Below are 21,581 nucleotides of genomic sequence, written 5' to 3'. Positions count from 1 at the left end.
GTCCGTTCCGGCAGCCTCCGTCAGGGCGCTGCAATCACCTTTGTTTCGAGGAATTCGAGAATGCCTTCGCGGCCGCCCTCGCGCCCCATCCCCGACATCTTGACACCGCCAAAGGGGGACCCGGCAGCAAGGAAGGCGCCGTTCACATTGACCATGCCGGAGTGCAGCGCGCGGGCAACCCGCGCCGCACGGGCACTGTCGCCGGTCTGCACATAGGCCGACAGGCCGAAAGGTGTGTCATTGGCAATGGCGATCGCCTCTTCCTCGTTGTCAAAGGGGATCATCACCAGCACCGGGCCGAAGATTTCCTCCTGTGCAATACGCATCCCGTTGTTTGCGTCGGCAAAGATGGTGGGGCGGGCGTAGTATCCGGTCTCCAAGCCGTCGGGTTTGCCCGTCCCCCCCGCCACCAGCCGTGCGCCTTCGGCGATGCCGGCTTCGATCATCTCCTGCACGCGGGCGTATTGCTGCGCGCTTACCAGCGGCCCCATGTGATCGCCGGGCTCCGCCGGGTTGCCCACGGGCATCGCGGCCGCCTTGGCCTGTGCCAGCTCCACCGCGCGGTCATAGACGCTGCGCTCCACCAGCATCCGGGAGGCGGCGTCGCAACTCTGGCCGGTGTTGATGAAACAGGCCTCGACCCCTTCGGAGATGGCGGTTTCCAGGTCGCAGTCGGCAAACACCAGGTTTGGTGATTTGCCGCCCAGCTCCAGCGCCACCTTCTTGACCGTCTCTGCGGCATCCCGCGTCACCGCAACGCCGCCGCGGGTGGAGCCGGTGAAGGACATCATCGCAACATCCGGGTGGCGCGACAGCGCTGCGCCTGCCACCGGGCCTTCGCCGTGGACCAGGTTGAAGACGCCTGCAGGCACGCCGGCCTCGTGCAGCACCTCGGCATAGAGGATTGCCGACAACGGCGTCAGCTCGGAGGGTTTCAGCACCATTGTGCAGCCGGCGGCCAGGGCAGGGCCCACTTTCAGCACGATCTGGTTGACCGGCCAGTTCCAGGGGGTGATCAGCCCGCAGACGCCAGCCGGCATCCGCACCAGCGTGTCGCCATTGGGCAGGGTTTCCTCGAAATCGAGCGCTTTCAGGTCGGCGATGATGGCCTCCAGGTGGTCGATGCCCACCTGCGCCTGCATTTCGCGCGACATGGTGATCGGGGCACCCATCTCCAGCGAGATGGCTTTTGCGAAATCATCAATACGGGAGGTGTAGACCTCCAGAACCCTTTCAAGGAGCGCAATGCGGTCCTCGCGGCTGGTGGCGGCAAATCCGGGCAGCGCCGCCTTCGCCGCGGCGACAGCGGCATTAATGTCAGCTTCGCTGCCAAGCGCGAGCGGGCCCATGGATTGTTCTGTCGCGGGGTTAATCACCTCCGCCGAGCTGCTGCCGAGGGGACCTGTCCAGGTGCCGCCGATATAGAACTGGGACATGTTGTACTGCATTGCCGTATCCAAATTTGTTTGATTGCGTTTCACGCGGCGGCGGCCGCCGCGCGGTTTTCCTGTTTCTGGCGCCGCTCCTGCCGCCGGTTGATCAGCGACGCGGCGATGACGCCAAAGGTAACGATACCGATCAGCATCGTGGACAGCGCGTTGATTTCTGGCGAAACACCCAGCCGGACCGAGGAATAAAGCTTCACCGGCAGGGTGGTGGAGCCGGGGCCGGAGGTGAAGGTGGCGATCACCAAATCATCAAGCGACAGGGTGAATGAAAGCAGCCAGGCCGAGATCACTGCAGGCGCGATCACCGGCAGGGTCACCTGGCGAAAGGCCGAAAGCGGTGTGCACCCCAGATCCAGCGCGGCATCTTCAAGGGAGCGGTCGAAGCTGGCCAGCCGGGAGGAGATCACTACCGATGCATAGCACATGGCAAAGGTCGCGTGCGCAATGGTGATGGTCCAGAATCCGCGGTCGAGACCGATTGCAACGAACAGCAGGAGGAGCGACAGGCCGGTCACCACCTCGGGCATCACCAAGGGCGCAAAGATCATGCCGGAGAACAGCGTGCGGCCCGGAAAGGAGCCCGCCCGCACCATGACAACCGCGCTGAGCGTGCCCAGAACTGTCGCCAGCGTGGCCGAGACAAAGGCGATGCGCAGGGTGATCCAGGCGGCCTCCAGATAGGCGTCGTTGTTCAGCACGATGCCGTACCATTTGGTGCTGAAACCGCCCCAGACGGTGACCAGGCGGGAGTCGTTGAAAGAGTAGATCACCACCAGCAAGAGCGGCAGGTAGAGGAAGGCCAGGCCGAAGGTCAGCGAGGTCAGGTTGAACATGTTGAAACGGCGGATCATCCCAGCTCCTCCTGATGTTTCTGCTGGTGGCGCTGGAACAGCACGATGGGCACGATCAGGATGGTCAGCAACACGATGGCCACCGCCGCCGCCACGCCCCAGTCGCGGTTGGAGAAGAACTCGAGCCACAGGGTCTTGCCGATCATCAGCGTGCCGGAACCGCCCAAGAGGTCGGGGATGACAAATTCGCCGATCGCCGGGATGAAGACCAGGAAGCAGCCCGCGACCACCCCCGGCAGCGACAGCGGCAGGGTGATCTGGCGGAAGGCGGCGAAGGCGCCGCAGCCGAGGTCCTCGGCGGCTTCCAGGAGCTTGCCGTCGATCCGTTCCAGCGAGGCATACAGCGGCAGGATCATGAACGGCAGGTAGGAATAGACGATGCCGATATAGACCGCGAGTTCGGTGTGCATGATTGCCAGCGGCTGGTCGATGATGCCGAGCTTCATCAGAGTGAGGTTCAGGAAGCCCTCGTTTTTCAGGATGCCGATCCAGGCGTAGATGCGGATCAGGAAGCTGGTCCAGAACGGCAGGATCACCAGCAGGAGCAGCGTCTTGCGCCAGTCCCGCGGCGCCTTGGCCATGGCATAGGCCACCGGGTAGCCGATCAGCAGGGTGAGCAGGGTTGCGATGGCGGCGACCTTGACGCTGTTGAAGTAGGCCTTGAGGTAGATACCGTCCTCGGCCAGCCAGAGGAAATTCTCGAAATCGAGCTGCGCGAAGGAGGCACGCAGGCCTGCAAGCCCCTCATCGAGGCTGAATGTCGGGGCATAGGGCGGGCTGGCGGTGACGGAATCCGACAGCGCGATCTTGATGACGATCAGGAAGGGCACCAGGAAGAACAGCCCCAGCCACAAGTAAGGCGTCAGGATCAGAAATTTGCGGGATGTGCGCATGGTCCGAACCTCACTCGTCCACCAGCACGCAGGCGCCTGCGCGCCAGCTGAGCCAGACCCGGTCGTTCCAGTCAACCTCGCGGCGCGAGGTCAGCAGCCGGTTGGCCTCCTGCGCGCGGATCAGCATGCCGCCGTCAAGCCGGACCAGGTAGGTGGAGGCGCTGCCGGTGTAGGATATCTCCTCGACCGTGCCATCCACCATGTTCACGTTTGCGGCTTCTGCGGGGCGGTCCTTGGTGACGTGGATCTTCTCGGGGCGCAGCACCAGCGTCTTGCGGGCGCCGGGGGTCAGTACATCCTCGGGCTGCGGGCGGATTGCCAGCCGGGTGCCGCCATCCCAGCCGGCCAGCGCCAGCTCGCCGTCCATTCCTGTGAGCTCCACATTGATCAGGTTCACGTTGCCAATGAAATCAGCGACATAGCTGGACGCTGGATGCTCGTAGATCCGCGCAGGCGTGTCGGTTTGCAGCAGCTTGCCCGCCTTCATGACCGCGATGCGGGAGGAGACGGTCATCGCCTCGTCCTGATCGTGGGTCACGATGATGAAGGTAAGGCCCAGCCGGTCCTGCACATCCATCAGCTGGAACTGGGTCTCCTCGCGCAGCTTCTTGTCGAGCGCGCCCAGCGGCTCGTCCAGCAGCAGCACCTTGGGTTTCTTGGCCAGCGAGCGCGCCAGCGCCACCCGCTGCATCTGGCCGCCTGACAGCTGGTGCGGCTTGCGGTCGGCGAAGCCTTCGAGCTGCACCAGCGCCAGCATCTCGTCGACCCGGTCCTGGATGTCGCGTTTCTTCCAGCGTTCCTGTTTGAGCCCGAAGCCGATGTTTTTCGCCACCGACATATGCGGAAACAGCGCGTAGGATTGGAACATCATGTTGATCGGGCGGCGGTTTGCCGGGATGCTGGTCAGGTCCTGGCCGTCCAGCAAGATACGGCCCGTGGTCACTTCCTCGAACCCTGCCAGCAGCCGCATCATCGTGGTCTTGCCGCAGCCGGAGGGGCCGAGGAGCGAGAAGAACTCGCGTTCCTGGATGTCCAGGTTCAGATCCGAGATCGCGGTGAAGCTGCCAAAGGTCTTGGTCACATTCTCGAAGCGGATCAAGGGCGGGCGGGCTGGTTTCAGCGGACTGGCGGGTTCGGCCCGGGCGGCGGCGGCACTGGCCGGATCATGGAAGTTCATTGGTGCAGGTTCCCCTGTTGCAAGTCCCTGCCGCGATGTAAGCGGGCGCTGCGGCAGGGCAATTGATGCGCGGCCCGCAGGCCGCGGCAGGGCTGGAATGGCGCGGCCCGGAAGCCGCGCCAGGGCTTACTGGCCGGTGCGGACCTTGGACCAGGTGCGGGTGTAAAGACGCTCTGTCTTGCGGTCCTGCAGCACCGGGGTGGTCAGCATCTCCATCGTCGCCTCGGTCGGATAGACGGCGGGGTTGCTGGTCAGCTCCGGGTCGATTTCCGCCTGAGCGGTGAGATTGGCGCTGCCGTAGCGGATGAAGTTGGCATTCTGCGCCGAGACCGAGGGCTGCATCAGGTAGTTCAGGAAGGCATGGGCCTCATCCACGTTCTTGGCATCGGCCAGGATGGCCAGGCCGTCAAAGTCCAGCAGGGTGCCCTCCTCCGGGATGATGTATTCCAGATCGACGCCATTGCCGGCCTCCTTGGCGCCGTCTGCCGCCCAGTAGGCATCGCCGCTCCAGGTCAGTCCGAGGCAGGCATCGCCGTCGGACAGGGCACCGATCATGGCATCAGTGGAAATCTGGGCGATATTGTCCCGGACCGCGCCGATATGCGCCCCGGCGGCGGTGATCTGGTCCTTGTCGCTGGTGTTGGGGTCCTGGCCCATGTCGATCAGCGCGGCGCCGATCACATCCATGGGCGAGTCCACGATCATCACGCTGCAATCAGCCAGCTTGGCGGAAATTTCCGGATCAAACAGCAGGTCCCAGGATTTAGGGTGATCTGCGCCCAGCCGCTCAGCCAGTTTGCCGGTGTTGTAGGCGATGCCGAAGGTCCACCAGTTGTAGGGCACCAGGTATTCGTTGCCGGGATCGAAGGTCTCGATCAGCCCGGCGATCTTGGGCCAGACGTGCTGCAGGTTGGGGATCTTGGACTTGTCGATCTTCTGCAGCACTCCGGCCGAGATCAGGCGCGCGGTGCCGGTGGAGGAGGGGACGATGATGTCGTAGCCGGAGCTGCCCGCCAGCACTTTGGTTTCCAGCATCGCGTTGGAATCATAGGTGTCATAGGTGACGTCGATGCCGGTTTCCGCTTCAAAGGCTTCGATGATCGCCGGATCCAGGTAGTCGCTCCAGTTGTAGATCACCAGTTCGCCCTCTGCCGCCGCGGCGGCGCCCCAGATGGCGGCCGCTCCGGCCAGCAGGCTGGTTGTCAGCTTGGTTTTCATGGTTCCCTCCCGTGTTGGGGTTCTGTTTCTGGTTCTTTTCGGGGATGCGGGCCTCAAGCCCGCACCGCTTCCAGTTCGAGGCCCTGGCCCAGCAGTTCCCGGGTTGCGCGCTGGACGCCTTCGGTCAGAATGTCGAACATGTCGTCGATCTGCGCTTCGGTGATCACCAGCGGCGGCGAGAAGATCGCCATGTTGCCGTAGGGGCGGACCATCAGGCCCAGCTCCTGGCAGCGGGCGTCGATCACGGCGCCGATGGTGGCGTCAATCTCGGCGCTGGCCTTGCCGTCGCGGGTCAGCGAGCATTCGATGCAGCCCACCAGCCCCATGCCGCGCACATCCGCGATCAGCGGAAGCTCCAGCATCTGCTGCAGGCGCCTCTGGAAATGCGGGGTCACCTTGCGGACATGTTCCAGAATGCCCTCGCGCTCGAAGATCTCGATGTTCTTGAGGCCTGCGGCGGCGCAGACCGGATGGCCGGAATAGGTGTAGCCGCTGGTGAAATAGACGTCCTTGGAGATGTCGCCCTCTATGTCCTGAAACAGCCGGTCGGAGAAGATCGCGGCCCCCATCGGCGCATAGCCCGAGGTCAGACCCTTGGCGCAGGTGATGATGTCGGGGGTGATGCCGAACAGTTCCTCGGAGGCGAACCAGTGGCCGAGGCGGCCGAAGCCGGTGACGACCTCGTCGGAGATATAGAGCACGTCATATTTGCGGCAGATCTCCAGACAGCGGCTGTGGTAGCCAGCGGGCGGCACGATCACGCCGCCGGAGCCCAGCACCGGCTCTGCAATGAAGGCGGCGACATTGTCCGCGCCCAGCTCCAGGATGGCGTTTTCCAGATCCGCCACCTTTTCATCCAGGAAGGTTTCGATGCTCATGCCGGCAGGGCGGCGGAAGGCGTTCACGTCCGGCAGGAAATGGGGAATGACCTGGTCGGTGTCGAACCACTGCCGCTCGCTTGGCTTGCCGCTGAGCGAAGCGGTCAGATAGGTGCCGCCGTGATAGGCGTGCGCCCGGGTGATGATGCGCTTCTTTGCGGGCTTGCCCAGCAGGTTGTTGCGGAAGTGGACAAAGCGGATGGCGGTGTCCACCGCGGTGGAGCCGCCGGTGGTGAAATAGACCCGGTTGAGGTCGCCTGGCGCGCGTTTGGCGATGGCATGAGCGAACTCCGCGCTCACCGACGTGGCCTCGGAGAAGGGGGAGCAATAGGCCATCTTGCGGGCCTGCGCCGCCATCGCATCGGCGATTTCCGTGTTGCCGTAGCCCAATTGCATGCACCACATGCCGCCGGGGCCGTCGATCACCTTGTTGCCGTGCTCGTCGTAGACATAGATGCCTTCGGCGTATTCGCTGAACGTCCTGTCGGCTTTTCCGGCACCCTGGACTTCCAGCCCTTCCCACGGATGGAAGTAGTTCTCCTTGTCCCAGGTTTTGAAGTTTTCGAAGTCGTTTCCAAGTTTGGTCATCTCGGCCCTCTGTCCGGAGTTGTTGCTTTCATGAATGAACGTTCATACATAATGCTTAAGTGAATGATCGTTCATTGTCGATGGAAATTTCTTGTAATCCCGGGCATGGTGCCGGAAAGGCAGCGGGCCGGTGACAAGAAAAAGAGGGGCGGGCAAATGGCAAGTGCCGAAGAAGCCAAGAAAAAGCGGAAGGTGGACAAGGACCTGCACCGGGAGGTTCTGCTGGACGCCACTGCCAGCGTAATCCTTCGGCACGGCGTGAGCGGCGCCACGATCAGCCGCATCCAGGAGGAATCAGGCCTCTCGCGCGGCATGATCAACCTGCATTTTCAGTCTAAGGACAATCTGATTCGCGAACTCGCGGTACACATGACGCGCGAGTACAATGCAGCCTGGCAGAACTTCACCAGCCAGGCCCCGGAAGAGGTAAGCACACCGGAACATGCTGCAGCCCGTCTGCAAGCGCTGTTTGAAACCGATTTCTCAGAAGCTGTGCTGAATAAGCGCAGCGCCCGGCTGACCTTTGCTTTCCGCGCGGAACCTGAATTGCAGGCGCTTGGAACCGGCTATATCGAAACCCGAGGAACCGATCTGCATGACCATGTGCGCAACTGCTGCCATGTGCTGTGCCAAGCCTGCGGAACCCATGGCGATCCCGAGACAGTCGCGATGGCTATCATGTCTCTGTTGGAAGGGTTGTGGACCGACTTCCACGCCCACCCTGACGAATTCAGCAGGGAGAATGCGATAGAAATCTGCCGGACCACCGCCTGCGCATTCTTTCCCGGTTACTTCTGAACAGACAGCACGGGCGGGCCGCCATCTTTTGCAAAGGGGCAGCAATAGAGAGGTTCCCAGGCGCAATATTGGTGCCCAGTCGCGAAAGATGTGCCAGCACTGGACGACCCAATCACCGAATACGAAAGCGAGCTGAAATTCAGTGTCTAGGAAGTCCGCACTGTTTCAGCGGGCGAAGCACTGCCTGTGAGCAGCATCATCTGACTGGTCCAAGCGGGTTTTAGTGCATGATAGGCCTGCGTTTCATCGGGATGACGGTTTCCGGGACCGGCGGGCGATATAACGGTGCATTGTGAGGATCTTGGACTTGCAGTGCTTCCTCTGATCCTCTCCCAGTGAAGTGGTTTGCCGTTTTGTTTGGGAAAACGGAGGATCTGAATGGGAACGAAGCAGCACAAACCCGAAGAAATTGTCATGAACCTTAGGCAGGTTGGTCGTGTATTAGCGGCAAACAGTAGCGTGCTTTGGCCCCGTTAACGCGCGACTTGGCATGGGGCGCGAGCTTGTGGATTTCTTGGAATCCGAGGTTCCTCAGAGCATGACGGCGGTTATCCGGGTCTTTGCCGCAATTGTCATTCTGGCAGGGTTCCACCCAGTGCTGGCATTGGCTGCTTAGGCGGCGCTGGCAGCAACCATGCTGACTAATACACTGGCGCACAAAAAGTTTTTCCGCCTGAATGCAGCTCTCAACGCGCGGGCTGAGCAGCAGGTTGGCGTGCTGGAAACCCGATCGCCCCCGCGGCTGGGGGCGCATCTTCTTTCATTAAGGAAATCAGAAATCCGCATCTCTGACACCGAGGGCCTGATCTACGGAATGATCCTCGCCGCCCTCCTCGGCATGGAGATGTTCAACCTTTGGTTTGCGACCCAATCGCTGGGAGTCTCTGCCGGCGGCGTGTTTTCTATCGTCACCTACAGCTGGGACTTCTTTGAAAGCGCTCTGATCCTGCCGATGACCCTGCAAACGCTTTCGCGCCTGTCCGAAATCACTGCACGCATCAACAAAATGGAGGCCGCTGAATGAAAAGCGTCACTGCTACCGCAATCGGAACTTTTCTTTCTGCCGGGCTGGCAATTGCAGCCCCTAGGGACACACCTGAAAACCTAGTCAAACGCCAATATTCTGCAATCTCGGTGCCTGCCGCGCACTTGCAGGATTGGCACCCGGAAGCCACCCATAGCGTTTTCGTTCAGATGGGCGCGGGCGCGCCAGCCTGGAAATTCAGCTATTCATTGTCCGAATGGGAAGTACAGCCCGACTGGACCGAGGACCCCAGGCTCATGGAGGCCATGCATGGCTATAAGGAAACCGGCCGCTCCGAAGCGGTGCTGGAAGTTACCGCAGAAGGCAACGCAAGTGTCATTACCGCCCGGACACAGGTCAACTATGTCTGGGGTACATTTGATGGGGTCATGACCCAGACCGACCGCTTCGACATCACCACTCTTGCTGGGCGACATCTGATACGGTCGCTGACTTCCAAGTATGACTACCGCTGAGGCCGCAATGAATACCCGATTTCATACCCTTACCATTGCAGGCATCCGCCAGGAGATTGGCAGCAAAGCCGCCAGCGTTACCTTTGCCGTGCCGCCGGAGCTGAACGAAACCTTTAGCTGGGGAGCCGGGCAGCATTTACCCTTGCGGTTTAAGATCGACGGCAAAGAACACCGTCGCTGTTACATAATCTCCAACCCGCCCGGTGCTCCCCTGCGCATCACGGTCAAGCGGCTCAAAGACGGTGTGGTTTCAAACCATATCGCAGACGACCTAAAGGCCGGCCAAACCCTGGAAGCGATGCCGCCACTAGGGCAGTTTTTTCTCCAGCCCGATCCGATGGCGCGCCGCACCCACTATTTCTTTGGAGGCGGCAGCGGAATTACCCCCCTGTTCGCAATGATCAAAGAACTCCTGGTGCATGAACCGCATTCAGTTATCCACCTGATTTTCGGCAACAAAACTGCTGACACCATCCTTTTTCGCGAGGAATTGGACGCACTCGTCGACGAACACCCGGATCGATTCACCCTGCGTTACATGCTCTCGTCGCCGTCGATGTGGAGCTGGTTTGCCCCCTGGCGCAGTGGCCGTATCGGTGCTGAGGCCATCAGTGCAGCCTTCGCGGAAACCCGGCCGGTGGCACAGGACGTAAGATACTGGATCTGCGGCCCGGGCGCGATGAACAAAAGTGTGCGCGGCACCTTGATGGCACTGGATGTGCCTGCAAGCCGCATTCACCTGGAGAGCTTCGGCTGTGGTGAAATGGATACTGGCACCGCAATCAAAGGCATTGACGCCACAGCCTCGCTCACCCTGAACGGCAGCCGCCAGAGCATTGGGATGGCCGAAGATCAGACACTGTTGGAGGCGGCACTCGCATTCGGGCTGAAACCGCCCTACAGCTGCCAGTCCGGTGTCTGCGGTGCCTGCAAGGCGCGGCTTGTGAAAGGCAAGGTTCGCATGCGAACGCAAATGGCGCTTACCGAAAGAGACATTAAGCAAGGAGACATTCTCACCTGCCAAAGTGTCGCCGACACGCCCGAACTGCAGATTGAGTTTCCAAGCTAACGTGCCCAATGAGGGGACCCAATCCTGATGGCGTGCGCGGCCATGGACGGCCCATAGCCGACCTCTGGCGCTATTCCGATGCCACGGTGCAGCCCGCTACAGAGGTCCTTGGTGCATCGTGCAGCACCGCAGGTAAATTGTGATGGCAGTGCTGGACAAACCTGCCCTTCGCGCGATCTCGGACATTGGCGGGATAGAGCCCATGGCAACCATGCTACAGCAAACTTCCAAGCCGAAAACGGACCTTTCAACATCATCTCACCTCGCCATACCGGCGGGTCCCAGCAAACCACGGCACTTACTTCAGAAGCCGCGTGACAGGCGTGCCTCCCGATCTCTTTGCAAGCTCTTTGCCGAGTTCGACTCGCATCAGGCCATAGGCGCGGGTGTCGTACACCCGGCGCAGGGTGCCAAGGAGGACAAGCCCGCTCAGCACCGCACCAAGTTGAATGAACGCTTCGAAATTTGCGGCCAGCAGCCCGTCGATGGCCTTCCCGATCAGCAAGGGGATCAGTGCGAACATCATCACTTCGGCCAAGCCCTAATCCCAGGGCAATGTGGCGGGAGGCAAGCGCCGAGGTGCGGCTCAATTCTTCGGTCATGTTTCAGGGTCCTTTCTCAATACCATTCGTCGGGCATGGCGGCTTTGCGCTCCGCCACGAAGTCATTCAGGGCAGTGCGGGTGCTGCCGTTCATTTCCGGCGGCTGATATTCCTTCAGCATCTGCCGCCATCGGGCTGCGGCCCGCTGATCAGCGGTCAGGCGGCCGTTCTCGTCCCAGGTTTCAAAGGGGCCGCCTTCGGGCACCTGCGGTTCAAAATTGGCGGTTGTGTAGTGGCGCAGGGTGTGGCTGGTAGACAGGAAGTTTTCACCCGGACCTGCCTCGGCGTAGGCATCGCGGCCAAAGGCCTCGTCGTCCGTGCCAAACCCCTGCAGCATCCTCAGCATCGCGCCGCAATGGTCGAGGTCCATCACGAACTTTTCGTAGGACATCACCAGCCCGCCTTCGAGCCAGCCAGCCGCGTGCCAGACCTGATGGCCGCCGGACAGAAGGGTTGCCCACATCGCACCGGCGCTGTCCTGCATCGCCTGGCCGTCGGCGGCATTGGAAGCTGTGACTTGACCGCCGCCGGATCGCACCGGCACCCCCAGCCTGCGGCCAAGCTGGCTCAGCGCCATGGTGGTCAGGTTCGCCTCGGGCGAACCAAACGTCAGCGCGCCGGTGCGCAGGTTCATCGAGGAATGAAAGCTGCCGAAAACCACCGGGCAGCCGGGGCGCACCAGCTGGCTAAGGGCGATGCCCACCATCGCCTCGGCCAGTGTCTGGGCGGCAACCGCCGCCGGTGAGAGGGGACCCATGGCGCCAGCAAAGATGGCAGGCGAGATGCAGACGCATTGGTTGGCCGCCGCATAGATACACAGGGAGGCGGACATCACCCCGTCAAAGATCAGCGGCGAATTAACGTTGATATTGGCCTGCATCACCGCGTTTCGGTCCAGGAATTCCGGACCGAAGGCCAGCCGGGCCATTTTTATACTGTCTTGTGCGCCCTGCGCGGATGTCACACCGCCCATGAAGGGTTTGTCCGACAGGGTGAGATGGGCCAGCATCATGTCCAGATGCCGCTTGTTCACCGGCACATCGGTCGGCTCGACGACAGTACCGCCGGTATGGTGCAGGACGGGCGACATATGCGAAAGCTTCGCGAAGTTTTCGAAATCCTCCAGCGTGGCATAGCGGCGGCCTTGCTCCAGGTCGGTGACAAAGGGCGAGCCGTAGCCGGGCATCAGCACCAGGTTGTCCCCACCCAAGGCCACCGTGCGGGCGGAATCACGGCCATGCAGCTGGAATTCGGCGGGAGCGGTTTTGCAAAGCTGGCGCACATGGCCTTGTTCGAAGCGGACCCGGACACCGTCGACGCGCGCTCCGGCTGCGGCAAACAGCGCAAGTGCCGTGTCATCACCGCGGAATTCGACGCCGATATGCTCCAGGATCCAGTCCGACTGAGCTTCGATGCGCCGGAGTGCGGTCTCATCCAGCAGATCGTAGGCTGGGATCTGACGGCGCCTGTACACCGGTGCCGCCTGTGGTGCGTTGTGCCGGGTCAGCCGCCCCCGGCGTGACTTTCCGCGCTGGGTGATATGGGTGCCGGCGTTCATATTTCCCAACGATGAAACTCCCGAGGATGTGCCTCGTGACCCATATTTTCAGAATATTTCCCGCCAGCAATCGATATTATTTGCCCGCAACGTTCAGAGAATTTATACGTTTTGCATCATGGCCGTAGAATTCCGCCATCACGACAGCCTGCGCCTGTTTGCTGAGATCGCCCGCTACCGCAGTTTTTCAGATGCGGCCGGGGCGCTGAACATGACCAAGGGCGCGGTCAGCTATCAGGTGAAAACGCTGGAGGCGGATCTGGGGTTCGCGCTGTTTCAGCGCAACGCCCGCGGGGTGGAGATGACGCCGGGCGGGCTCAAGCTGCTGGCTGCCTGCCAAAGCCTCTATGAAGAGATTGAGGTCGGCATTCTGGCCCTCAAAGGGATCTCTGCCAGAACCTTGACAGTGGGTGTCTCCACCTATTTCGCCGCCCGCTGGCTGTCGCCGCGGCTGATGTCCTTCATGCAGGAGCATCCGGATATCCAGCTGCGGCTGCAACCGATGATCCGGCTGTTCGACCTTGAAGCGCAAGGTGTTGATATCGCAATCCGTTGGGGAAGCGGGCAATGGGGAGATGGCGAGGTTATACCGTTCCTGCCGTGCCCGGCCTTTCCTGCAGGCAACGCTGCAGCAATGGAAACGGTGGAGCGGCTCGGCTGGGAGCATGCGGTTTCAACATTTACGCTGCTGCGTGATCATGATGACAGCGATGCCTGGACCGACTGGCTGAATGCCGCGGGGCTGCCGCACCGGACGCGCCGGGACACGCTGATCATCCCTGACCCCAATGTGCGTGTTCAGGCGGTTTCTGATGGTCAGGGGATCGCCCTGATGGACACGCTGATCGAGCGGGAACTGGAAGAAGCAAAGCTGTTCCGCCTGTCACCGCATGTGCTGCAGGACTACGGCTACTTTCTGGTGCGCCCGCGCAAAGCTGCTTCCCAAGACTGCGCCGCTGCGTTTTCGAGATGGTTGCAAACCCAATAGACTGGCTCATCTTGCTGAATTGCTTCTTTGAGCTTTTGGGCGAACAGGCTTGTGCCCAATCTTGCTAGTGCGGGCCAAGCACGGTTTCGCGATTGCACGGAATTGCAGGCCGCGCTGCAGCAATTTGAATGCCGCACATACGGCAGCATTGGGCCGTTCATGGAGGCGGACCTCTTCGCCATGGCACTGGTTCTGCGTTGTATCCGAGGTCGGCATTGTGCAATTGCGGAAGTGCTATTCTAAAGCTGCGAGCAGACGCTTAGCAGAAATCCTTCTGCGCTGCTGCTAACCCGGTTCTGCTGTGCAGAACGAACGGCAGTTATCCTGGAAATGCGCAAACGGCTTGAAATCGTGAACCTTCTCAGCGCGGAACAGTGCTTCCTTTTGAGGAGACTGAAGCTATGCCAGAAACCCAACTGGAAGCGGCTATAGTGTTGGATGCTGCTTGAAACAGGATCGGGTAGGGCCGGTTCAGCGCCACCACTGACCGAAGCAGTATGTGACCCTGGCTGCACTTCCGAAACGCATCGCAAGAAGGATCAGTTCGGACCAAGGCGGACCTTAACGCAAGCTGCTGGGCGGCGTGCGCCAATTTCACTATAGGTCAAACCCTTTGGTCTGTCCCCCGCTAAGGAAGTTTTTCATGGAACCTGCCGTTGCGGACTCGCTGCAGGGTTCCCGCCTCCTCCTGCGCATCGCGGGTATCGAGTGTTTCCAGCCTTAGACCTTCATGCCGGTACACCGGCGAGCCCGCCGCATCCATGCCTCTGAGCCGCGCGGCCAAGGCGTGTTTCTTGCGGACCTGATGCGGCTGAAAGGTGTCGAACTGGCGGGGGGTGATGTCTGCGCCGGCGGTCAGGCTCCCGGCTTCGCACGCGGCGCGGAAGAGCCGCTCGCCGGCGGCTGTCCGTGTGATTACCCCGTTGAAGCCCTCATCATCGCCATCAGGACTGGCATCCGGCCATATATCCGCGGCTGCTACATCCGCAGCTTCCCCCAAGGCATCGGGACAGATCTTGCAGCGGGTCTGGATACGCCAGCCGCTTTCGTCAGCCCACATCTCGCCATAAGTTTTCTGGAAGGCGCGGCCGTCGTGCGTTTCGATCCTTGTCGGTCCTGGGTTGCCGTGGCCCCGGTAGCGGAACAGTGCGACGTCTGTTTCGGACAGCTTGTATTCATCGAGCACGGCTTGCGACTTGCCCAGATCCGATGCGCCGCCGCAAACCATGACGAGAACACCCACGAGGTTCCGTGCCAGCCGTTGATCGGATTTAGAAACTTCGCGCAGCGCACCGGCATCGCAGGGTTTTGCAATAACGGCAAAAGGCTCATCGCGGTCAAGCGCCGCTTGCAGCCCGGCCAGCGTGTCGCTTGGGCCATAGCGCGATCCTGCGCGCTGCAAGAGCTGGCTGGGCGTGCCGCTGAGGCACCAGACCGATCGCATCGGCGCTTGCGGGTCGGCGGCGCAATGCAGGATGAAACGTGCCTGGCCGGACCGGAGCAAGTGCGCGGCAAGTGCGGTCAGAACACCACCCGTAGCTGCCCGGAACCGGGTGTCCGGATCGCTGGCCCAGGCTTCCTGCATCCGGTGATAGCCGCCCCAGACTGCGTCCCCGAGCGGGGCGGATTCGCTGTTGGGACGGGCAACTGCCCCCGGGCAGGCTTGCAGGATTTCCGCATCAGATCCCGCGCCTATCCTGGACGGGCGCAGGCGGCCTTGCGGCGTGTAGGCCATTTTCCAGCGTTCCGGCGCCATCGCCTCGCACAGCCCGCAGCCGATGCATAGGCCGGCTTCGACGACTTCTTTCACTGAACCGGGCTGCCGCATTCTCCAAATACTCCTGCTTTAACCTGCGGATTGCCGCACACGCAGGCGGTGCTTGTACATGTGATCGTAGTGCGGCTTCATCCGGCGGTGCACCCGTTGAACCCGTTCCGGCGTGTCCTTAAGATCGATGTACTTGCGCCTCTGCGGCGTCAGGCCGGTGGATTGGGCCAAGTTTGCATGAAACGACCCGCCGTCCCACCAGCTGTGGGCAGAGGGGTCGCCTCCGGCTTCCCAGCTCAGCGCCTCTTGTATGAAGGGGATGTCAACTGCATCGCAGAAGGCGTGTGTCACCTCCTCCGGGTATTCCAGCAGATCGTCACTGTCGACAACCGGCGGAGGTGTGCCATTCAGCGCCGTCAGAAGGTCGAACAGGGCCCGCTGCTCGGGAAAACCTACTTCCAATTCGTCAAAGTCGGGCCACTTGTGGTGCATAGACGTGATGGTCTTGGCGGGGTCGCGGATCAGGAAGGCGTGGGTGAAATGCGACAGAAACTCCGCGTCCCACATGTGATTGATGTAATGCGGAAAGTCCTTGATGAAGACTGGACCTTTATGCGCCCGCTCGCGGATATCATCCCACACACTGTCCAGTGTCAGACCGGGCGTTGTCTTTTCGCCTTCCCTGAACCGCGGCCAGAGCGGGTCCTCGCCCTGATACCAGGCTTCGCCAAAAGGTTCGTGCAGGCAGTCCAGATCACCGCGCTGCCGCATCATCCATTCGAAGGCGGTGGAGGTGGAGCGGGGGATGGCCCAGAGGGCAACGATCTTGTGCATGGTCAGTCTTTCAGAGAGGAGAGCAAACTGCCCTGTTCGGTTTCCGGCGCTATGCCGAGGGTTTTGAAAATCCGCCAGTAGAGAGCGATGTCATGGCCGATGACCGGCTTGCCCAAGCGCTCCTCCAGCGCAGCGGCGTAGTGGACCGGGCGCTGCGCAATCCCGTCCGAAGGGCGGCGGTAGTTGCTCATCCCGTTGATCAGGTAGGCGTCGGCACTTGGCGCCTGTTCGGCAGTGTAGTCAAAGGACTTCCAGATCAGCTCTTCGTCGAAACACCAGATGCAGTCGTCGACCTCCTGCTGCGAGGCGAACCAGCCCTGATCGTAGAAGTTCCCGGCCCAGATCACGTCGAATCCGGCTTCTTTCAGGAAGCTGACGGTACCCTGATACCAGCTGGCAGGATGGTAGCAGGCATTCAGCGCCACCTTCTCGACATTGCTTGCACGCAGGGCTTCGACCATTGCGTAGCCGGCCATGTGAAACGGAGTTTCGTATTTGTCGCTCAGCATTTCGCAGTGCTGGCGGATCCCTTCGACGCCCAGGCCCGAGGCGTGCACCCAATTTGATCCCACCTGCCCGCAGACGTCGGCCCCGTTGTTCGCCATGCACTCCAGAAAATCCTCAAGCATGCCGAAGTTCTTTTTCCGCTGCTCCAGCCGGTGCGCATAATCGGGCACATGCAGCATCCAGCCATGGGCGCCGACACTGTGCGGCGCCATGCGGAGGAAGTCCGAAGGGGCTGCATCGAAATCATGCGGCGGACAGGTAAACCCAACCTGGTGCGGGAAGAGTTTCACTTTGGGATCTGCCCATTTACGTGGTTTTTCGTAGTCGCCCATGCTGCAATCCGCCAGTTGGTTAGAGGTGTCTTTCGCACAGGAGCTTCCCCGGGTTCTCAATGGATTTCCATTGCTTTTGCGTTCATATAGGCATATCGAAATTGATATGTCGGAACGGAAATACGCTCTTCCATCCTTCAATGCGCTGGCTGCATTTGAAGCAGTGGCCCGCCTTCAGGGGTTTGCCCGCGCGGCGGAGGAGCTGAACACGTCACAGCCCGCCATAAGCCGCCATATCCGCAACCTGGAAATCCGCTTCGGCACACTGCTGTTTGACCGGGGAAGTTCACCTATCCGCCTGACAAGAAAGGGGCAGCAGTTCTATGCCGGGGTGGTACAAGGCCTCGACATGCTGCAGGATTCGGTCCATGGCCTGGCGCGGACCGGTAACCTGGTCACCTTGGTCTGTTCGCATTCGGTTTCACATCTTTTGCTGATGCCGCGCCATGGCCAGCTGCGTAAAGCTCTGGGTCCGGAAGTTGAGCTGCGCTTGCTGACTGCCGAATACAACCTCACCCGGTCGGCAATTGATACTGGGGCTGATATCGTGTTCGAGTACTCCTCACTCCCTCCGGCGGAAAAGCACGTTGTGGTTTGCGAGGAGGAAATCAAACCGGTCGGCACGCCTGAACTGATCGAGCAGGCGAAGGAAGCGCTTGAAAGTTCCTGTGCCCCGCCGCCGCTGCTGGAACTGAGCAAGGACAATTTCGGCTGGATGACTTGGCGGGACTGGCAGCGGGCGCATCCTGACTTTGCCGGCTGGCAGGTCAGAGAGGAGTTCGACAGCTATGTCTATCTGCTGGAGGCCGCCGCGGCCGGCGCCGGCCTGGGACTGGGCTGGCGCAGCTTTGCCGATTCCTACCTTGCCAGGGGTTCCCTGGTTGAAATGCCTGTGGATTGGCACTCAAGAAACACCCGGCTTTACGCAAAGCTCACCAGGTTCGGACGGGCCAACCCGTCCGCTCAACGCTGCCTTGAGCTGCTTGAGCACATGGCCGCTGGCACAGGCCCGCAGTAGTGAAGGGAAACATTGCTGCGGGAAGTACTAAGCCTCTTGCGCCCCGGGCGGCGTACCAGTTTCCCTTTGATTGCTCCGCTGCGAAGTTCGCCAAGGATTGATTGAGCGCTCAGTCCCGAACAGATGCCAATTGCCGGTGAAACTGCAAACGGCTGCTAGCTGCCTCTGTTTCAAGTATTGCATCATCGTATCCTTGGCGATGGCGGAGCGCAGATTCAGATCTTCACCCGGCTCATCGACGGATCATAGAGAGGTGAGAGCTTCACGTTGCAGGGGACGCGTTCTGTGGCGACCTCCAGCTCGTAGTCCCCGCTCAGCACGTATTCGGCATCCACGCCATCGGGGTTGCGGATGTAGCCGTAGCCAATGGACCGTCCGACGGTGTAGCCGTAACCGCCGGAGGTGAGCCAGCCGGCGCGCTTGCCATTGCGGTAGATGGTTTCGCGGCCAAGGAGCACCACGCCGGGATCGGTGGTGAAACAGGCGAGCATCTTCTTGACGCCCTCTGCCTTCTGCGCTTCGGCGGCTGTGCGGCCCTTGAAGGGGATGTTCTTCCTGAGCTTCACCGCCCAGCCGAGCCCGGCCTCGAACGGGGTGTGATCGGGGCCGATATCCGAGCCCCAGGCGCGGTAACCTTTTTCAAGGCGCAGGGATTCGATCGAGCGGTAGCCGGCATTGACCAGGCCGTGCGGTTTGCCTGCCTCCATCAGTGCGGCATAGACGGTCTGGGCGTATTCCACCGGCAGGTGCAGCTCCCAGCCCAGCTCGCCCACATAGGTCACGCGCAGCGCCTGCACTGGGCAGCCTGCGATACCGATGGTGCGGATGGTGCCGAACTTGAAACCGTCGTTGGAGACATCGTCGCGCGTAACAGCGGCGAGGATGCCGCGCGCTTTCGGCCCCATCAGCGACAGCACCGCGTTGGAGGAGGTAATGTCGAACAGCTGGCAGTTCATACCGTTGGGAATGTTGCGGCGGATCCAGTCGAAGTCATGGGTGGCGTAGCCGGTGCCGGTGACGATGTAGAACTCGTCATGCGCGACACGGCCCACCGTGAGATCGCATTCAATGCCGCCCTTGTCATTCAGCATCTGGGTGTAGATCAGAGATCCCACCGGCTTGTTCACGTCATTGGCGCAGATCCAGTTCATCGCGGCGACCGCATCCGGGCCTTTCAGCGCGAATTTGGCAAAGGACGTCTGATCATACAGCACCGCCGCCTCGCGCGCGGCCTTGTGCTCGCGGCCCACCGCCTCGAACCAGTTCTGGCGGCCGAAGCTGTAGACGTCTTTAGGTGTCTCGCCCCTGGCGGCATCGGCAAACCAGTTCGGGCGCTCCCAGCCGAGCTTCTCGCCGAAACAGGCGCCTTGGCTTTTCAGCGTGTCGTAAAGCGGCGACTTGCGGCAGGGGCGGCCGCTGTCGTGCTCCTCATGCGGCCACGCCATGGTGTAATGTTTGCCGTAAGCCTCGACCGTGCGGGTGCGGACCCAGTCGGTGTCGAAATGCGTGCGGCCAAAGCGGCGGATGTCAGCGGACCAGAGGTCAAACGGCGGTTCACCATTTATTACCCATTCCGCCAGCGCCATGCCTGCGCCGCCGCCCGCGGCGATGCCAAACGCGTTGAAGCCCGCGCCGACATAGAAGTTCCGCAGCTCTGGCGCCTCGCCGATGATGAAGTTGCCGTCTGGTGTGAAACTTTCCGGCCCGTTGGTCAGGGTTTTGATGCCGGCATGCTCCAAGGCAGGCACACGGCCAAGCGCCAGCTCCATAAGCTGCTCAAAATGGTCGAAGTTGCTGTCGAGAAGGGTGTAGTGGAAACCCTGCGGGATGCCGTCCGTGGCCCAGGGGATCGGATTCGGCTCATAGCCGCCCATCACCAGCCCGCCGACTTCCTCCTTGTAGTAGGTCAGCCGGTCCGGGTCGCGCAGGGTGGGCAGGCCCGAGGGGACGCCCTCGAACGGCTCCGTCACCATATACTGGTGCTCCATCGGCACCAGCGGCACGTTGACCCCGAACCGCTTGGCAAAGGTGCGGGTCCACTGGCCGGCGCAGCAGATCACCTTCTCGCATTCGATACGGCCACGTTCGGTGATGACGGCGCGTATCTTGCCGTTTTCGAGCTCGATATCAGTGACCTTGGTATCCTCGAAGATCTTCGCCCCGGCCATCCGCGCGCCCTTGGCCAGCGCCTGGGTGATGTCGGAGGGATTAGCCTGACCGTCGGTCGGCATGAATGCCGCGCCGATGACGTCGGAGATATCCATCAGCGGCCACAGTTCCTGCGCCTCTTTTGGGGTCAGCAGCTCCATCTCCAGACCGAAGGAATGCGCGGTGGTGGCCTGGCGCTTGACCTCTGTCCAGCGTTCCTCATTGCATGCCAGCCGCAACCCGCCGTTCATCTTCCAGCCGGTGCCCAGGCCGGTCTCCTCTTCGATCTTATTGTAGAGATCGACCGAATAGCCCAAGAGCTGGGTGATATTGGCGTTCGAGCGCAGCTGCCCGACCAGCCCGGCGGCGTGGAAGGTGGTGCCCGAGGTCAGCTTTTTCCGCTCCAGCAGAATGGTGTCGGTCCAGCCTAGCTTGGCCAAGTGGTAGGCGGTGGAGCAGCCGATGATGCCGCCGCCAATGATGACTGCCTTGGCAGTTGAGGGAAATTCAGTCATGTCAGTCCTCAGGTGTTTTGAAAGTCGTCAAGCGCCGCGCGGAAGCGCGCGAGGTTGCTAGCGGTGTAGGCCGCGTAGTCAAAGTCGATTTCGGAGGTGATTTCGGAGACCATGCTCCACATGGTTTCGCGCAGAAGCGAAGCGCATTTCATGGCGCTGTAGCGATGCAGCAGGTCATCACTCACCGGCGCCTCGAAGTAGGTTTCCAGCAGCCATTGCTCTTGCGCCTGCGACAGCCCGTTGTTGGAAGCGAGGCCGCCAAGGTCGAACAGCGGCGAGTTGAAGCCGGCATAGTCGAAGTCGATCAGCCAGAGCCGCTGGCCGTCGTCGAGGAAATTGCCACACAAGAGGTCGTTGTGCCCGAAGACGATGTCGAACGGGCCTGCCGCCTGTTCCAGAGTGCTGCCGATGTCCGCCAGTTCCGAGGCCGCTGCCGAATGCGGACTGCCTTTGTCCTGCAGGGTGGCGGCATAGTCCCGGATCACATGGAACACCCAGAACACCAGCGCCGGGCCGCGCAAATGCTTGGGCACGTCGCGGTGGCAGGATTTCACCAGCTCCAGCACCCGCGGCAGCATTGCCGGATCGCGCACGTCTTCCTCGGTCAGGGTACGGCTTTTGATGAACTCCAGCACCGTCAGGCCGCCTTCGGCATGCAGAACCGCAGGCGACAGGCCCGCAGCATGGGCGGCGCGGCTGGCGGCCAGTTCGTTGAAGCGCAGCACTTGGTGCAGCGGGATGTCGTCGCCCGCCCGCACCACGTATTTTCCGGCGCTGTCCTCAACCAGGTAGTTCTCGTTGGTGATGCCGCCTTTCAACGGGTCAACGGTGATATACCCCTGCCAGATGGGCAGTGCGCGGATTTTGTGAAGCAGGTCGGATTGGCTCATG

The 21,581-nt window shown here is 61.3% G+C and carries 18 protein-coding genes and 1 pseudogene; 6 read left to right on the top strand and 13 right to left on the bottom strand.

Translation table 11 applies throughout. The features are described from left to right. Positions 1-20 precede the first annotated feature (20 nt). The 6 genes from A9D60_RS12145 to A9D60_RS12120 all read right to left on the bottom strand — a co-directional run bounded on the left by A9D60_RS12145 (position 21) and on the right by A9D60_RS12120 (position 7,053). Positions 21-1,436 carry an aldehyde dehydrogenase family protein gene (locus tag A9D60_RS12145; RefSeq protein WP_254656684.1) on the bottom strand — a complete coding sequence of 472 codons (1,416 nt, stop codon included), beginning with the start codon at positions 1,434-1,436 and terminating at the stop codon, positions 21-23. Between the two features lie 41 nt (positions 1,437-1,477). After that, a complete protein-coding gene (locus tag A9D60_RS12140) occupies positions 1,478-2,299 on the bottom strand; it encodes an ABC transporter permease (protein ID WP_065267853.1) in 822 nt (273 codons plus the stop codon). Continuing rightward, on the bottom strand, positions 2,296-3,192 hold the full coding sequence (locus tag A9D60_RS12135; protein ID WP_065267852.1) for an ABC transporter permease subunit: 897 nt from the start codon (positions 3,190-3,192) through the stop codon (positions 2,296-2,298). Before A9D60_RS12135 ends, A9D60_RS12140 begins: the two co-directional genes overlap by 4 nt. 10 nt (positions 3,193-3,202) lie before the next feature. Then, entirely contained in the window at positions 3,203-4,369 is a 1,167-nt protein-coding gene (locus tag A9D60_RS12130) for an ABC transporter ATP-binding protein (protein WP_175392957.1), read from the bottom strand. 126 nt (positions 4,370-4,495) lie between these two features. Continuing rightward, on the bottom strand, positions 4,496-5,587 hold the full coding sequence (locus A9D60_RS12125; protein ID WP_065267851.1) for an extracellular solute-binding protein: 1,092 nt from the start codon (positions 5,585-5,587) through the stop codon (positions 4,496-4,498). 53 nt (positions 5,588-5,640) lie between these two features. Beyond that, the gene (locus A9D60_RS12120; RefSeq protein WP_065267850.1) at positions 5,641-7,053 is read right to left on the bottom strand and encodes an aminotransferase; all 1,413 of its coding nucleotides are present in this window, start codon (positions 7,051-7,053) and stop codon (positions 5,641-5,643) included. 192 nt (positions 7,054-7,245) lie between these two features. On the opposite strand from A9D60_RS12120, the gene A9D60_RS12115 reads away from it, so the two are divergent. The 4 genes and pseudogenes from A9D60_RS12115 to A9D60_RS12100 all read left to right on the top strand — a co-directional run bounded on the left by A9D60_RS12115 (position 7,246) and on the right by A9D60_RS12100 (position 10,420). Continuing rightward, complete coding sequence (locus A9D60_RS12115; RefSeq protein ID WP_175392956.1) at positions 7,246-7,851, top strand: TetR/AcrR family transcriptional regulator; 606 nt, start codon at positions 7,246-7,248, stop codon at positions 7,849-7,851. Between the two features lie 457 nt (positions 7,852-8,308). Beyond that, positions 8,309-8,875: pseudogene (locus A9D60_RS12110) on the top strand (ABC transporter six-transmembrane domain-containing protein); the annotation flags it as partial. Further along, positions 8,872-9,351 carry a hypothetical protein gene (locus tag A9D60_RS12105; RefSeq protein WP_065267847.1) on the top strand — a complete coding sequence of 160 codons (480 nt, stop codon included), beginning with the start codon at positions 8,872-8,874 and terminating at the stop codon, positions 9,349-9,351. The pseudogene A9D60_RS12110 and the gene A9D60_RS12105, both read left to right, overlap by 4 nt. A 7-nt stretch (positions 9,352-9,358) precedes the next feature. Continuing rightward, entirely contained in the window at positions 9,359-10,420 is a 1,062-nt protein-coding gene (locus A9D60_RS12100; RefSeq protein ID WP_065267846.1) for a ferredoxin--NADP reductase, read from the top strand. 298 nt (positions 10,421-10,718) lie between these two features. On the opposite strand, the gene A9D60_RS12095 is transcribed toward A9D60_RS12100, so the two are convergent. Together A9D60_RS12095 and A9D60_RS12090 are read right to left on the bottom strand one after the other, a co-directional pair. Beyond that, entirely contained in the window at positions 10,719-10,949 is a 231-nt protein-coding gene (locus A9D60_RS12095; RefSeq protein ID WP_254656686.1) for an ABC transporter six-transmembrane domain-containing protein, read from the bottom strand. 89 nt (positions 10,950-11,038) lie between these two features. Next, positions 11,039-12,580: a trimethylamine methyltransferase family protein gene (locus A9D60_RS12090; RefSeq protein ID WP_065267844.1), complete on the bottom strand. Its 1,542-nt coding sequence runs from the start codon at positions 12,578-12,580 to the stop codon at positions 11,039-11,041. Positions 12,581-12,698: 118 nt separating this feature from the next. On the opposite strand from A9D60_RS12090, the gene A9D60_RS12085 reads away from it, so the two are divergent. Continuing rightward, positions 12,699-13,568, top strand: a complete 870-nt coding sequence (locus A9D60_RS12085; protein WP_065267843.1) for a LysR substrate-binding domain-containing protein — start codon at positions 12,699-12,701, stop codon at positions 13,566-13,568. Positions 13,569-14,196: 628 nt separating this feature from the next. Here A9D60_RS12085 and A9D60_RS12080 read toward each other — a convergent pair. The 3 genes from A9D60_RS12080 to A9D60_RS12070 are packed head-to-tail and all read right to left on the bottom strand — an operon-like array spanning position 14,197 to position 17,009. Then, positions 14,197-15,396: a Coenzyme F420 hydrogenase/dehydrogenase, beta subunit C-terminal domain gene (locus tag A9D60_RS12080; RefSeq protein WP_065267842.1), complete on the bottom strand. Its 1,200-nt coding sequence runs from the start codon at positions 15,394-15,396 to the stop codon at positions 14,197-14,199. Between the two features lie 18 nt (positions 15,397-15,414). Beyond that, a complete protein-coding gene (locus A9D60_RS12075) occupies positions 15,415-16,170 on the bottom strand; it encodes a hypothetical protein (protein WP_065267841.1) in 756 nt (251 codons plus the stop codon). Between the two features lie 2 nt (positions 16,171-16,172). After that, complete coding sequence (locus tag A9D60_RS12070; RefSeq protein WP_065267840.1) at positions 16,173-17,009, bottom strand: hypothetical protein; 837 nt, start codon at positions 17,007-17,009, stop codon at positions 16,173-16,175. A 106-nt stretch (positions 17,010-17,115) separates the two neighbouring features. On the opposite strand from A9D60_RS12070, the gene A9D60_RS12065 reads away from it, so the two are divergent. Next, positions 17,116-18,027 carry a LysR family transcriptional regulator gene (locus A9D60_RS12065; protein ID WP_065267839.1) on the top strand — a complete coding sequence of 304 codons (912 nt, stop codon included), beginning with the start codon at positions 17,116-17,118 and terminating at the stop codon, positions 18,025-18,027. Between the two features lie 215 nt (positions 18,028-18,242). On the opposite strand, the gene A9D60_RS12060 is transcribed toward A9D60_RS12065, so the two are convergent. Together A9D60_RS12060 and A9D60_RS12055 are read right to left on the bottom strand one after the other, a co-directional pair. Continuing rightward, complete coding sequence (locus tag A9D60_RS12060; protein WP_065267838.1) at positions 18,243-20,690, bottom strand: GcvT family protein; 2,448 nt, start codon at positions 20,688-20,690, stop codon at positions 18,243-18,245. Positions 20,691-20,698: 8 nt separating this feature from the next. Next, complete coding sequence (locus A9D60_RS12055; RefSeq protein WP_065267837.1) at positions 20,699-21,580, bottom strand: choline/ethanolamine kinase family protein; 882 nt, start codon at positions 21,578-21,580, stop codon at positions 20,699-20,701. Position 21,581: the final 1 nt, after the last annotated feature.

The organism is Leisingera sp. JC1, from assembly GCF_001679925.1.
GTDB lineage: Bacteria > Pseudomonadota > Alphaproteobacteria > Rhodobacterales > Rhodobacteraceae > Leisingera.
Note: the sequence above shows the minus strand (reverse complement) of the source record. Positions and strands in the feature narration are given on the sequence as shown.